This window comes from Dendronalium sp. ChiSLP03b (genome assembly GCF_034531165.2).
In the GTDB taxonomy this organism is placed as follows: domain Bacteria; phylum Cyanobacteriota; class Cyanobacteriia; order Cyanobacteriales; family Nostocaceae; genus Dendronalium; species Dendronalium minutum.
The window spans coordinates 22,910-36,104 of the sequence record NZ_JAVRBR020000018.1 but is presented as its reverse complement, the minus strand read 5'-3'; the positions used below and the strand labels follow the sequence as shown (position 1 = coordinate 36,104).

At 44.1% G+C, this 13,195-nt stretch carries 14 protein-coding genes and 1 pseudogene; 9 read left to right on the top strand and 6 right to left on the bottom strand.

Annotated elements, in window-relative coordinates:
• Positions 1–17: 17 nt before the first annotated feature.
• From RMY31_RS04850 to RMY31_RS04820, 7 genes are all read left to right on the top strand, one after another.
• Positions 18–143, top strand: a complete 126-nt coding sequence (locus RMY31_RS04850; protein WP_409877348.1) for a hypothetical protein — start codon at positions 18–20, stop codon at positions 141–143.
• A 39-nt stretch (positions 144–182) separates the two neighbouring features.
• Positions 183–356: a hypothetical protein gene (locus tag RMY31_RS04845; protein WP_322659084.1), complete on the top strand. Its 174-nt coding sequence runs from the start codon at positions 183–185 to the stop codon at positions 354–356.
• 125 nt (positions 357–481) lie between these two features.
• Positions 482–742, top strand: a complete 261-nt coding sequence (locus RMY31_RS04840; RefSeq protein WP_322659083.1) for an AbrB/MazE/SpoVT family DNA-binding domain-containing protein — start codon at positions 482–484, stop codon at positions 740–742.
• On the top strand, positions 736–1,059 hold the full coding sequence (locus RMY31_RS04835; RefSeq protein ID WP_322659082.1) for a type II toxin-antitoxin system PemK/MazF family toxin: 324 nt from the start codon (positions 736–738) through the stop codon (positions 1,057–1,059). Before RMY31_RS04840 ends, RMY31_RS04835 begins: the two co-directional genes overlap by 7 nt.
• A gap of 687 nt (positions 1,060–1,746) precedes the next feature.
• Positions 1,747–1,956 carry a DUF2997 domain-containing protein gene (locus RMY31_RS04830; RefSeq protein WP_322659133.1) on the top strand — a complete coding sequence of 70 codons (210 nt, stop codon included), beginning with the start codon at positions 1,747–1,749 and terminating at the stop codon, positions 1,954–1,956.
• 38 nt (positions 1,957–1,994) lie between these two features.
• Entirely contained in the window at positions 1,995–2,381 is a 387-nt protein-coding gene (locus tag RMY31_RS04825; protein WP_322659081.1) for a DUF1257 domain-containing protein, read from the top strand.
• Positions 2,381–2,842 carry a ferredoxin gene (locus RMY31_RS04820; RefSeq protein WP_322659080.1) on the top strand — a complete coding sequence of 154 codons (462 nt, stop codon included), beginning with the start codon at positions 2,381–2,383 and terminating at the stop codon, positions 2,840–2,842. The genes RMY31_RS04825 and RMY31_RS04820 overlap by 1 nt, the downstream gene beginning before the upstream one ends.
• A 145-nt stretch (positions 2,843–2,987) precedes the next feature.
• On the opposite strand, the gene RMY31_RS04815 is transcribed toward RMY31_RS04820, so the two are convergent.
• The 3 genes from RMY31_RS04815 to RMY31_RS04805 all read right to left on the bottom strand — a co-directional run bounded on the left by RMY31_RS04815 (position 2,988) and on the right by RMY31_RS04805 (position 8,547).
• The gene (locus RMY31_RS04815) at positions 2,988–4,649 is read right to left on the bottom strand and encodes a DUF4335 domain-containing protein (RefSeq protein WP_322659079.1); all 1,662 of its coding nucleotides are present in this window, start codon (positions 4,647–4,649) and stop codon (positions 2,988–2,990) included.
• 104 nt (positions 4,650–4,753) lie between these two features.
• The gene (locus RMY31_RS04810) at positions 4,754–5,359 is read right to left on the bottom strand and encodes a DUF3038 domain-containing protein (RefSeq protein WP_322659078.1); all 606 of its coding nucleotides are present in this window, start codon (positions 5,357–5,359) and stop codon (positions 4,754–4,756) included.
• 719 nt (positions 5,360–6,078) lie between these two features.
• Positions 6,079–8,547, bottom strand: coding sequence for an endonuclease MutS2 (locus tag RMY31_RS04805; RefSeq protein WP_322659077.1), 2,469 nt, complete (start codon positions 8,545–8,547; stop codon positions 6,079–6,081).
• Positions 8,548–8,880: 333 nt separating this feature from the next.
• Between RMY31_RS04805 and RMY31_RS04800 the strand changes: the two genes are divergently transcribed.
• Entirely contained in the window at positions 8,881–10,044 is a 1,164-nt protein-coding gene (locus RMY31_RS04800; RefSeq protein ID WP_322659076.1) for a GuaB3 family IMP dehydrogenase-related protein, read from the top strand.
• A gap of 395 nt (positions 10,045–10,439) precedes the next feature.
• A pseudogene (gene trxA / locus RMY31_RS04795) lies at positions 10,440–10,787 on the top strand (thioredoxin); the annotation flags it as partial.
• Between the two features lie 210 nt (positions 10,788–10,997).
• Here the strand turns inward: trxA and RMY31_RS04790 are convergent.
• From RMY31_RS04790 to purF, 3 genes are all read right to left on the bottom strand, one after another.
• A complete protein-coding gene (locus RMY31_RS04790) occupies positions 10,998–11,147 on the bottom strand; it encodes a hypothetical protein (RefSeq protein WP_322659075.1) in 150 nt (49 codons plus the stop codon).
• A 30-nt stretch (positions 11,148–11,177) separates the two neighbouring features.
• On the bottom strand, positions 11,178–11,393 hold the full coding sequence (locus RMY31_RS04785; protein WP_322659074.1) for a TetR-like C-terminal domain-containing protein: 216 nt from the start codon (positions 11,391–11,393) through the stop codon (positions 11,178–11,180).
• A gap of 160 nt (positions 11,394–11,553) precedes the next feature.
• Positions 11,554–13,053, bottom strand: a complete 1,500-nt coding sequence (purF, locus tag RMY31_RS04780) for an amidophosphoribosyltransferase (protein WP_322659073.1) — start codon at positions 13,051–13,053, stop codon at positions 11,554–11,556.
• Positions 13,054–13,195: the final 142 nt, after the last annotated feature.

Below are 13,195 nucleotides of genomic sequence, written 5' to 3'. Positions count from 1 at the left end.
CGTAACAATATGGTCGGTTGAGTGGCAAAGGTCATCTGCGTCGGATGAGCGTGAGTGCTGTCAATACTGACTTTCATGTACATCCTGAATTGAAATTTCCTATGAGCATCAGTCTCACTCCTAACCAAGAACGCTTTATTTAAAAAAAGCTCGAAACTGGGAAATACCAATCTGTAGAGGAAGTGCTGGAAATCGCCCTACGGTTGCTGGATGAGTACGATCGCGCTGAGGCTGAATGGGTGAAGGATGTACGAGAAAAAATTAATGCTGCGATCGCAGTTTCCGAATATACAGCACCTATTGACGGTGAGACATTTGTCAATCAAATTTTAGATCGGTTTGAGCAGCAACGTTAGACAAAAAAATAATCTTGCCATTGTCCCGACAGTTTAAAGCGATCGCCTGGCTTTTCGCTACACTTGACGATTCACGATCGTGTGCCCACAATGTAATTACTATTCCTTTTTAAAGTAACCTAAATATGGGCGCAGCTATTAGAACCCGAATTGTAAAAATCGGTAATTCCCAAGGTGTTCGTATTCCCAAACCTCTGTTAGAGCAAAGTGGTATTCACACAGAGGTGGAAATTGAAGTTCATGGCGATCGCTTAATTCTTCGCGCAGCACCAAAATTACGGGTTGGATGGGACGAAGCTTTTGCAGAAATGGCAGAACGAAACGATGATGTTCTGCTAGATGACTTTAGCACAACAGATTGGGATCGGGTCGAGTGGGAATGGTAGTCAAACGTTTTGATGTTTTCCTAGTTAATCTCGACCCCACTATTGGCAGTGAAATTCAGAAGACGCGCCCCTGTGTAGTGATTTCGCCAGACGAAATGAACCGTCATATTGCTACCGTTATTGTTGCTCCAATGACTACAAAGGGGCAGGCATATCCCACACGCATAGCTTGTCAATTTCAAGGCAAAGAAGGGCAGATTGTTCTCGATCAAATTCGCACAGTGGATAAAACTCGATTAGTCAAACAACTTGGCCAAATTAGCGACCATGAGCAAAGAGCAGTTCTCGATACTTTGGCTGAGATGTTTGCCGAGTGAGTTGTAAACACACCAGTCTTGAACCATATCTTTGTGTAACACCCAAGTTCACATTTTGTCTTAAGAAGATTGGTAGTACAGCGAATAGAAATGCGGCGAACAGGCGATCGCAAATTACTAATGGGACTTAGACAAAAAGTAGCCAGCAAAAACCCTTAAATGTGTATACAGAGAAATTGTGACATCGTTAAGCTTAGTTTCTTGATATATGTGGGTTTCATGCATTTTTGAGCCTTTGGTGTATTTTACTTACCCTGCATGGGTTTGAGGCTTGTTTTTGCCTCAAAAATGTCTAAGTCCCGATAACTACTATCTCGTGGGAAATCCTAAATGAATAGGTTAATCCTAATAATGATAAATTTTTTCAATAAATTTTATATTTTTGTAACTACCATAGCTAGCTACACCACTGATAATGCTTGATTTTTAGGACTTTAGACACTTACACTGCAACCTCGATTGTCACCTTGACTAATCTATGAGGTTAAGAGAAACTAACTAATGACAGACGTATGCACTTATAAAATTAATAATTTTTGTAAAGATTCTGAGATATATATTTTGAGAGATGGAACATTAGTTAACAAAAGGTAAGTTTGTATCTAAGTAAAAATGTTCCGACGGCTATATTTTTAGCCTTCTGCTAAGGCAGTACAATTCAAGCGTACTATCGTGGTTGGCCAACACATGGAGACATTAGAGTTCATAATTTATCCAGACGGTCGGGTACAAGAGAAAGTCACTGGCATTGTGGGTGCTTCTTGCGCCGAAGTTACAGCGGCAATAGAGGCACAGCTGGGGCAAGTACTCACTCATGAGCCAACCTCAGAATTTTTCGCCGCTAAGGTACAGCAATCTAATGTGGCGAACGCGCAAACCACCTACAGCGATTGGTAAGTTTTCACAGTAGTTTAGTGTAATTAACTCACACCACCATGTCACACTTTAGCCAAATTAAGACTCAAATCCGTAACCTTGACTCCTTGAAAGATGCTCTGACTGAATTGGGTATAGATTGGAAACCAGGCCCGCGCGAAGTACGTGGCTATCGCGGTCAAACCCATCCTGCCGAAGTGACTATTGAACAAGAAAATGGCTATGACATCGGCTTTAGATGGAATGGCAAAGAATATGAACTGGTGGCCGATCTACAATATTGGCAGCAAGACTTGTCTGTGGATGGTTTCTTGCGTCAAGTAACCCAGCGCTATGCTTTCCAGACAGTTGTGAAAGAAACTGCTCGTGTTGGCTTTCAAGTTGCGGAACAGCAAAAAAATGAAGATGGCTCTATTCGTCTGGTAGTACAACGCTGGAGTGCGTAATGGCTGATTTTCTGCCGTCACCGGAAGAACAAGAAGACAATCGTTCCGGTTTTGAACCAGAATTAGGGGGTTTTTTACGGGATGCCCCAGAACGTTCTGGTTTAGAACCGGAATTGGGTGGTATGCTGCGTCAAAAGGGTGTTTATGTTGATGAAATCACCTGTATTGGTTGTAAGCATTGCGCTCATGTAGCGCGTAACACCTTTTACATTGAACCAGATTATGGGCGATCGCGTGTGATTCGCCAAGACGGGGACGCAGAAGAAGTTGTTCAAGAAGCAATTGATACTTGTCCAGTTGATTGCATCCATTGGGTTGATTACACTGAACTGAAAAAGTTAGAAGAAGAGCGTAAATATCAGGTAATTCCTGTTGTGGGCTATCCGGTGGAACAGGCAGTATCTACCGCTGAAAAGCGACGTAGAAAGCAAAAGTCAAAAAGCAAAAAATCCCGTTATTAAATAAAAAAATTTAATAAATATAATAAAGGACTGGTTTAACCAGTCCTTTATGTTTTGTTATCTACTTACAGCAGTTTGTAACTAAATGAAGTACAGTACCTAAGTTTAAAAGCTACTGAATCCTGAGTTCTGAATTCTGCTGTAATTATTCAGACTCTGGAAAAGTCTGCACCTTACCATCAGGAGTGAGAACTACTCGAATTCTGACATTTTGTCCGTATCTATTAGCAGAAACAAAGGGTTTACCAATGTCAGGCATCCCAGTGCTGTTAACGAATTCTCTAGCTGACTTATTCAGGGGTAAAATTCGTTCAATTGTGCCATCAACACCCACTATCAAACTATATTCTAGTGTTTGTGTTAATCCAGAAGGTGGCTGCCAGCGCTTTGTCAGGATGTTTCTAGCTTCTGCTATTTGAGGGGTGTCAAATAATGTGCCAGTAGCAACCTCTGGCGATGTGGGGGTTTTAGATTCACCCCTTAATCTCGCAGCTAAGGAATCATTGGAGGAGGTAGGTGTAGATGGTAGTTTTGACGAGGGTTTTGCAGTAGAGGATGTACCTGAGGAATTGATTCTTTCTTCTAATTGGCTTGGGTCTATTGCTGAATAGCCTGGAGGAAGAGCGCTACTGTTACTAGGTATGGTGGCCCCAGATGGAGGAACTATTGGGATATTGGGGGATAAACTGCCTCTAGTCGAAGAAAGGCTAGATGGCAAATTCCGCTTGGTGGCAAGAGCAATTTCGCTTTGGGAGTTTGCCCTTGTAGAGTTTTGCTTGAGATTTGGCGCAATAGCAATTTGCTGACCTGGAATTGTGGTAGATGCTGTACCTTGTTGATTGCTACTCAGACCAGGAATTGTCCCAGGAGGTATATTCGACGCATTGTTAGCAGATGGCTGGGATGCTGGAGGCAAACCAGAAATAGGGGATTGGGACTTGTTAGAGAAACTGGAATTAGAGGATGTGAGGGGCTGTTGGGGCAAAGTGGAGGTAGAAAGCGGAGAGGTAGTCCCTATGGATGGTAGCGATTGCAAATTGTCTGGGGGAGTAAGTCCAGGTTGCGGTGTGGGAAAGTCGAGTGAAGGTGCTTGGGCAATTTCTTCTTGGGCGGGAGCAGTTTTTGTGGCGGTTTGCGGTTTGTATTCCCTGATATTGTTGGCATATTGAAATGTCATTGGTAGTAAACCTACACCTACCACCAGTACTGCGGCAACAGGTGCCCAACTGGGCAACTGCCGGACGTAACTTCTGTTGTTGAGAGTTGGTAATGCCATCACATCAGCTGAGTATTCATCCAAGGCTGTTGCTAAATCGAACAGTTGCAGCAGACTGAGTTGAATTACAGGGCCAGATGCTTGGTTAGCGAGATAACCGAGGTATAAATTGTGAGTTAAATAACTGCTTGATTCTAAATATATCTTCCCTGGTAGCTGGGAAGTAAAAGATTGGAATGTCTTAGTTGGTGATGAAGATTGATTAAAATCTGTTAATTCTGAGTCGTTGGGTACTTTGCTGTAATCTTTGAGTCCAGAGAAACTCACCCAAAAGCTTTCTGGAGGCTGTTGCAAGAATTCTTGTACGTAGGTGGTAACTGCGTCACACAAAGCTTCGAGTTGGTCGCGATCGCCCCGAATTGGAACTCTACGTTCTTCAGGTAATTGGGGATCGTCAAAGCGTAGCTCAAAGCTTAGCTGTTTGAGAACAGTTTTCCCCATCCAATTAGATAAGGGCGAACTTTGGGCTAATATTTCTAGCGTACAAGTAGGGGGTGTGTAGCGACGAATGACAGAATTTGTTAAAGGCATGGCAAGAACTGCGAGGGAAACGATTTGAAATTTTGGATTTTGGATTTGCGATAGCGCAGCGAAGCGCGAGTCCGCTAGCGTCTTTTGGATTAGAAATCTAAAATCTAAAATTTTGCAGAACGGTCTATAAGTGCTAGCCAGAGACGGCGGTGTCCACCAGGGGCACTGTAAAACAGTAAATCTACAAGCAGTTTTAGTGCCAGACGGGTAAGTAAATCTGTCGAGATTTGTTCGTCTTCTTCCATCCGCTCTTGGTAGATGTTACAGAAAGCATCGATATAATCTCCAAGTAAGGCAGCCTGATGAGGTTCCCGGTTGTTTTCCGCCATTTGTTCTAATAGACCAACAGCACGGCGAATCAATTCTTGGTGCTGTTTGGCGAGGTAGCAGATAATCAGAACAAGCGATCGTGCTTCTTCCACATCTAGCTTTTTTCGCCCTCCTTGACCTTTACGTAGAGGATTTGACTGACGTAATCGCCACAATGCTACGCGGTCTGGCACTCTTGACTCTAAATTGAGATTAACTGCCGCCGAGAGCATTGCTTCAGAACCAATGCCAGTTAAAGTTTCTAGCGCCAACAGCACCAAGTCTAACTGGGTTTTGATATTATCCCATTGAACTGTGTTTGGGGCTGGAAGCTTGATTAAATCCTCCCACTGGGAATTTGGAGTAGTTGAATTGGCGGTCAAGTGCATAACTTTTAGCATAGGTGATCGGGCTGATAGGGGATGTTGCTGTTACCCATTTTGAAACCAGACTCTCAAGCATTAAAGTTGGTTTCCTATAGCTAGTGAGAGGAGACAGGAGGCAAAACGAGCAGGGGAGCAGGGGAGATAAAACTACTGACTAATAACTACTAACTATTAACTCCCGATTTCTGACTCAGCTTTCAACTGCATAGTTATTTTTGCCATACTGCATTATGAGCTGCAACTAGCTTTTTTGATTTTGGTAAACAGCAGTATCTCTGTCTTACTCTACTAGATGAAAATTTATTTTCAACAGAGAAGAAAAATATCTACCCAATGGTACTTTAGTTATTCTTAGCTGCTATTTCAGTACAATAGTATAAATAAACATCTCTTTTGAGAGTTAATTTTTAATTACTAATTGCTCCTCCTAGCGGAACAATAGTAATTAGTAATTAATAATCAGTAACTTTCACTAGTTATATTTATTGCCAACTCACCAGTTCTTCGGATAAGTCACAAAGGCAATACTTGAAAAAGTGCTGAGTTAAGAGGGATGTAAGACCTTGCACCCATACAGGAATTGGAAGTGAGCAGTAGAGACACAATTAATCGCGTTTGTACAAGAGTTAAAAGTTTTATCTTCCCCTGCTCCCCAGCCTGTCTGCGACGGACACTTTCCTCAACGGGGGGAACCCCCACACGGAAGCGTCCTCCCCTCTGCTACCCTGCCTTCTTCAATGCATGTAAGCAATTGTAACCCCAGTACCACCATCTGCTTGTTCTGCTGCTTCGTAATGACTGACTCTGGGATGCTGTTGCAAAAATGTGTGAACACCTTGCCGCAGCTTACCAGTGCCGTGTCCGTGAATAATCCATACTGGGCCTGTAGCTTCTGAAATTGCCTTATCTAAAATTAATTCAGAGTCAGATACTCGCTTACCACGCAAATCAATTGTATTTTGGGAGGTACGAATTGCTGGGCTACTTTGAGGTGATGGAGTAACTACTACTGCTGGTTTTGGTTTAACAATTGGCTCTGGTTTTTGTCCATCAAGAGATTCGATGTCTTCTAACTTCACCGTCATCTTCATGATTCCAAAGCGGACAGTTAATTCACCGTCTTCATCGGGAGCATTTAACACTTCTGCTGTTTGCCCAAATTGAGAAATACGGACGCGATCGCCTACTTTGGGCATAAACCCAACTTTTGGTTTTTGTGGCGGTGCGGGCTGATACTTTTGGGTAATTTGATTCAAAGCATTAGTTGCTTGCTGAGCATCCTGCGCTGTGGGTGTACCTTGCTGCAAGCGGCGAATCACTTGGGCGATTTCACCTTTGGCTTGGGCGATCGCTTGCTGTACTGCTACTTCTTGGGAAGCCCGCAGATCGCGTTCTCTCTCCTGCAAATTTGCGGCTTTTGCGGATACTTCTTTGTATAAACGTTCTGCTTGTTGCAACAAATTTTGTGCTTCAGCAGCTTTGGTTTCCTGGCGGCGACGTTGGGCTTCTAACCCAGCAATCACCTGATTAACTTCGTCTGTCGCCTCTCCCACTTGGGTTTTTGCTTGTTCTACCACCTCTGCTTTCAATCCCAAACGCCGCGCGATCGCCAAGGCATTAGAACGTCCAGGTATGCCCCACAACAAGCGATAGGTAGGCGACAAAGTACTTTCATCAAATTCTACAGAGGCATTTTCAAACCGCTCATCTTCATATTTCAGTGCTTTCAGTTCGCCAAAGTGAGTTGTGGCAATAGTTAATTGGGCATGGTTAGCGAGATATTGCAATAAAGCGATCGCCAAGGCACTACCCTCAACTGGATCGGTTCCTGCACCTACTTCATCGAGTAGGACTAGGGATTGGGGATTGGGGACTGGGGATTGGGGAGATTTTTCTCCCTCATCCCCTTCATCTCCCAATCCCTGCGTCCCCGCGTCCCCAGGTCCCCGTGTCCCCTCATCCTCACCTAAAACATCTAAAATCCGACTAATACGGCGGATGTGACCAGAAAATGTAGACAGACTTTGCTGTAGTGATTGTTCATCACCAATATCTGCTAATACTTGGTCAAACCAGGGAATTTCTACTGGTTCGCGGGCGGGGACGAATAAACCTACCTTGGCCATTAATGCTGCTAAGCCTAGGGTTTTTAAAGTTACAGTTTTACCACCAGTATTTGGCCCTGTAATTGTGACTACCTTAATATGCGGGGCAATTAATAAATCTACAGGAACCACGGGTTGCCCTTGTTCGTGATGCTGCTGCCACACTAATAGCGGATGGCGCAGATGTCGCAAGGTAATGATTTCTCGCTCCTCGCGGTTAATAAATCGTGGGGGATTGGCTCTCAGCCAAAAACTATATCGCGCTCTCGCGGTTGCCAAATCCAAAGTGGTGACAATGGCTAACAATCTTTCTAAATCTGGTTTGACTGCTGCTACTTGCTCTGTTAAGATGCGGCGAATCGCTTCTTCTTCTGCTTGCTCTCTTCTGATTGTCTGCCGCAGTTGGTTGCCCAAGGGCACGACAGAGTTGGGTTCCACATACAGAGTCGCACCACTAGTGGAGGTATCGTGAACAATGCCAGGGATAGCATCTTTCTGGGGTGCTTTCACAGGAATTACAAAGCGATCGCCTCGTTGAGTAATGAGCTGTTCTTGGACTGCCCCTGACTTCGCTTGTAAAATATTTTGCAGCTTTTGGGTAATTTGACTCCGCAATCGCCGCAGTTCCGTGCGAATTTCTCCGAGTTTTTGACTAGCGCGATCGGTTACTTGTCCGCGTTCATCTATACAACGGTGAATTTCCTGCTCTAGTTCCGGGTAAGTTCGTAAATCGGCAACTAATTCAGTCAGTATTGGTATGTCTTCTTGGTTATCAATTACACGCCGCAAATTTCTAGCACCTGCAAGGGTAGTAGCCAGTGCTAAAAGTTCATCCCCTGCCAGAATTCCACTGCGTTCTGCCCGTTCTAGAGAATCACCAATATCTTGAATTCCCTCAAACGAAAGTCCTGTAGTCAAACGACTTTCTAGTTGGTAAACTTCTTTGGTTTGCGCTAACAACTGCTCGCTTACTGCCTGAGATTCAGGTAGTTTCAGATGAAGTGATGCGATCGCCCCCAGTTTAGTTGCCGCAAATGTAGAAAGATGCTGGCAAAGGCGATGCCATTCAAGTAGTTCTAAAGTATCAGATTGGATCAAGGCTGCAAATCATCTAATCTGAAGGGATCGTAACAATTCTAGCCCTTAAATGGCTTAACCTTAAAGGGTGAAATTTTGATTTAGTCAATAGTCAAGCTGAAGGATGAAGCATAAAGGCTGAAGTATCAAGTATGAAATTACTTCATTCATAAAGCTATGAGGCATAAAGATGGAAAAATATGATTTGTTTCAGCTACAAAGGGTCAGATATGATGTCCCAACAAGTTCTCACTTCATCCTTTATCCTTTACACTTAAAACTTCTCGAACGGTCGCTCCAAATCCATCCACAATTTGATACCCTAGCTTAAACAGATGTGAGAAAAGTTAAAGCGTGGAAATTCAACTTGGGCGGGGAAAAACAGCTCGTAGAGCATATGGAATTGATGAAATTGCTCTAGTCCCCGGTAACAGAACACTCGATCCGAGTTTGGCAGAAACTAAGTGGCGTATTGGCAATATTGAGCGAGAAATCCCGATAATTGCTAGTGCGATGGATGGCGTAGTAGATGTTCGCATGGCTGTACGTTTGTCAGAGTTGGGAGCATTAGGCGTACTTAACTTAGAAGGTATCCAAACTCGTTATGCTGACCCAGAGCCGATATTAGATCGGATTGTCTCTGTGGGTAAAGATGAATTTGTTTCTCTAATGCAAGAACTCTATGCCGAACCGATAAAGCCAGAATTAATTGAAAAACGTATTCAGGAAATTAAACAACAAGGTGGCATTGCGGCGGTGAGTTCCACCCCAGCAGGTGCAAGCAAATATGGTGAGGTAGTAGCCAAAGCAGGGGCAGATTTATTTTTTGTGCAAGCTACAGTTGTTTCTACAGCGCACCTGTCACCGGAATCTGTGATTCCATTAGATTTGGCAGAATTTTGCCGTTCTATGCCTATCCCTGTGGTTTTGGGGAATTGTGTAACTTATGAAGTGACTTTGAATTTGTTAAAAGCTGGGGCCGCAGCGATATTGGTAGGGATTGGCCCTGGCGCAGCTTGTACTTCCCGTGGTGTTTTGGGTGTAGGCGTACCCCAAGCAACAGCGATCGCGGATTGTGCCGCTGCCAGAGATGATTACTTCCAGGAAACTGGTAACTATGTCCCAGTGATTGCTGATGGGGGTTTAATCACTGGCGGCGACATTTGCAAGTGCATCGCCTGCGGTGCCGATGGTGTGATGATTGGTTCTCCCTTCGCCAGAGCCGCCGAAGCCCCAGGACGGGGTTATCATTGGGGGATGGCAACTCCCAGCCCAGTATTGCCCCGTGGTACCCGGATTCGTGTTGGAAGTACTGGTAGCCTAGAGCAAATACTCATCGGACCGGCAGGATTAGATGATGGGACTCATAATCTTTTAGGAGCCTTAAAAACTAGTATGGGAACGTTAGGAGCCAAAAATATCAAGGAAATGCAGCAAGTTGAAGTTGCGATCGCTCCTTCTCTGTTAACTGAAGGCAAAGTCTACCAAAAAGCCCAACAATTAGGCATGGGTAAATGAAGAGACAGGGGAGCAAGGGGAGCAGGGTGCAGGGGAAAATGAGGAAGAAATAATAACTATTTTTGCCTCCTGACAACTGACAATTGATCACTGACCACTGACCACTAACTCTTATCTTTTCCCAATCTCTAACAAATATCAACTTAAAATTCTTAAGGAAATTTTTCCAGACTCTTAAACAATCACTGGAAAAATCCCATATGTAGCCTACAATAGAGATAGCGGAGACGCATGTTTCCGTTCACTCCTCACACCACACTCCGCCCGGACTACTGTTCGGGCGGTTCCTTATGTTTGTGAATAAATTCTAGATTCTAGAGCTTCTTTGCAAATGTACATCCTTCACTTCCAAGCTGCTGTTTTTGCTATGGTAGAATTTTCACGAAACTCAGAAATATAATTGGCAAAGGTTTTTAGGCATGTCAACAGCCACACAAGTTACGGATTCTACTTTTAAGCAAGAAGTACTAGACAGCGATGTACCAGTTTTAGTTGACTTTTGGGCACCTTGGTGTGGCCCCTGCCGGATGGTAGCTCCTGTTGTAGATGAAATTGCCGGTCAATACGAAGGTCAATTAAAGGTTGTGAAAGTCAACACCGATGAGAATCCTAATGTTGCCAGCCAGTACGGTATCCGCAGCATTCCCACATTAATGATTTTTAAAGGTGGGCAAAAAGTTGATATGGTCGTTGGTGCCGTACCTAAATCTACATTAGCTAATACTGTGGAAAAGTATCTTTGAAACTCAATCGGCAGTCAAGTCCTTTTGATTTGTCTTTTTGCTTTAGCTTTACGTAAATATTTGTCAACAAGTTTGCGGAGCGCGAAACTTCGCGTCTCCAAAAAACTTTCTGCTGTGGTAAACAGTATCAGATTATTACTGTTAAACTAATATGTTACTTCTTGAGAAGCAATCCTTAGTCTATTTCTCTAGTTGATAGCTATTTGGATATCACGAGTCAACTTGTTGAATATGTTGGATTGCGACTACTAGCTTATCTATCATCACCTCATAACTAGCATCAGTAAAACGTTCTAATGTCATTAATCCAGCCTGTTTGCTCGCGATCAAACCAGCAATCGCTGCATTAACCATTTGCATCGCGTCAATTAATTTAGTTTCCCTAAGATTTTAGGATTGCAGCACGCGTTTGAGGAAGCTGAAAACTTCTTGAATCAGTGGTACTGCTTCTGGATCTTGGAGATTGAGTTGAAATTGGGTCATAACTCGATAGCGATTGTGGTGCGATCGCGCAAAGTCCCTCGTTGCCTGTTCCTCTGTCCTTAGTAATGCCTGGGGATCGTCTAGTCCGTTGATTCTTTGAAGACAGACGATAGATCGCAGCATTAATCACATTCTACTGCGTCAATGATTTAGTTAATTAAACTAACTAAAAATGAACATAATGGTTACTAGGAGACAAGGTAGAGGAGGGAGACAAGGGAGAAACTTCTTTAATAATTCTTTCTTGTCCTGCTTGTCGCCCTTGTCCCTCCATCCCCAGTTCCTAAACCCCTGCCTTTTCTAATATCAACTTCGAGCGCTTCACCTGTTCAGGAATCGCCACAGGATAATCTCCAGTGAAGCAAGCTGAACAAAAACTATTGGGGTCTTCTCCTGTTGCTGTTAGCATTCCTTCCCAACTGAGATAGGCTAAAGTATCTACTTCCAGTTGCTGAGCAATTTCTGCTACTGACTTAGTAGCAGCAATTAGCTGATCCTGGCTATCGGTATCGATACCGTAGAAGCAGGGGTGAGTTACTGGTGGAGAAGAAATTCGCATATGTACTTCCACTGCACCAGCCTCGCGCAAAGTTTTGACTAGTTTACGACTGGTAGTACCTCGCACAATCGAGTCATCGACAATAATCACCCTTTTACCCACCAGCACATCTTTGAGAGGGTTAAGTTTCATGCGAATACCCGACTCGCGCATGGTTTGTGTTGGCTGAATGAAGGTTCGGCCAACATAGCGATTTTTAATCAATCCTTCAGCGTAAGCTACACCTGAAGCTTGAGAAAATCCAATGGCAGCCGGTATACCAGAATCAGGAACACCAAAGACAATATCGGCATCCACAGGAGATTCTGCCGCTAATTGTCGCCCTAGCCGCATCCGATAGCTATACAAACTCTCGTTGTGCATGACGCTATCAGGGCGGGCAAAGTAAATCATCTCAAAGATGCACAGTTTGCGCTGGGGCTGTTTACTCCAGTGGTATGAGGCCAAACCTTCTTCAGTAATCCAAACCAATTCGCCTGGTTCCACGTCTCGAAGGTATTCCGCTCCGATAATATCTAAACCACAAGTTTCAGAAGCCAAAACGTAACGGATGGGATTACCAGGCAAAGTACCGACTACTAGAGGGCGAATGCCATTAGGATCGCGAACGCCCATCACACCAATAGGAGTACCAATGACTAAACTAAAGGCTCCTTGGCAGCGGTTAAATGCCTGAATGCAGCCTTCTAGCCAATCTGCACCAGCGTCGAGCGCCTGAGCGATCGCAAAAGCGATCGCTTCTGAGTCTGTAGTCGTGACTAAGTTACATTTGCTCTGGAGTAACTCTTCGCGCAATTGCACTGTATTGACTAAATTGCCATTATGTGCTAAAGCTATTGAACCCAGACGAGTTTCTAGCACAGCGGGCTGAGCATTAACTTTGCGGCTGGAACCAGTAGTGGAATAACGGGTGTGACCAACAGCTAAGCTTCCAGGCAGATGCTCTAAGACAGATTCATTGAAGACTTGAGACACCAGACCCATGTCTTTATGTAGGTGTACATGCGTACCCTCAAAGGTAGCAATCCCAGCTGATTCTTGACCCCGGTGTTGCAGGGCATACAATCCAAAGTAGGTTAGTTTAGCAACATCTTCTCCGGGTGCATAGATGCCAAAAACACCGCAAGCTTCTTCTGGCTTGTCAGAATGATTTTCAAGACTATTCATTGGGTCGTTGGTCTGTCGGGGGTATTCATCCGAAGTAATTGGATGGATGGGAATCATGCGGGCTTTGCTCCTGGTGTTGGTGTCAAGTCACAGGGATATGTCGCTGGATAGTTGGTGATTTCTTAACAAATCTTTAACCATCTATTAAAACAGTACCTTAAGAAGGATGTAGACGCATAGCGGCTTGCCGAAGGCTAGC

What these genes read in the sequence shown, in the direction of transcription:
- RMY31_RS04840 (WP_322659083.1), top strand. Translation starts at nt 482, where the DNA reads ATGGGCGCAGCTATTAGAACCCGAATTGTAAAAATCGGTAATTCCCAA.
- RMY31_RS04835 (WP_322659082.1), top strand. Translation starts at nt 736, where the DNA reads ATGGTAGTCAAACGTTTTGATGTTTTCCTAGTTAATCTCGACCCCACT.
- RMY31_RS04830 (WP_322659133.1), top strand. Translation starts at nt 1,747, where the DNA reads ATGGAGACATTAGAGTTCATAATTTATCCAGACGGTCGGGTACAAGAG.
- RMY31_RS04825 (WP_322659081.1), top strand. Translation starts at nt 1,995, where the DNA reads ATGTCACACTTTAGCCAAATTAAGACTCAAATCCGTAACCTTGACTCC.
- RMY31_RS04820 (WP_322659080.1), top strand. Translation starts at nt 2,381, where the DNA reads ATGGCTGATTTTCTGCCGTCACCGGAAGAACAAGAAGACAATCGTTCC.
- RMY31_RS04815 (WP_322659079.1), bottom strand. Translation starts at nt 4,649, where the DNA reads ATGCCTTTAACAAATTCTGTCATTCGTCGCTACACACCCCCTACTTGT.
- RMY31_RS04810 (WP_322659078.1), bottom strand. Translation starts at nt 5,359, where the DNA reads ATGCTAAAAGTTATGCACTTGACCGCCAATTCAACTACTCCAAATTCC.
- RMY31_RS04790 (WP_322659075.1), bottom strand. Translation starts at nt 11,147, where the DNA reads ATGCAAATGGTTAATGCAGCGATTGCTGGTTTGATCGCGAGCAAACAG.
- RMY31_RS04785 (WP_322659074.1), bottom strand. Translation starts at nt 11,393, where the DNA reads ATGCTGCGATCTATCGTCTGTCTTCAAAGAATCAACGGACTAGACGAT.
- purF (WP_322659073.1), bottom strand. Translation starts at nt 13,053, where the DNA reads ATGATTCCCATCCATCCAATTACTTCGGATGAATACCCCCGACAGACC.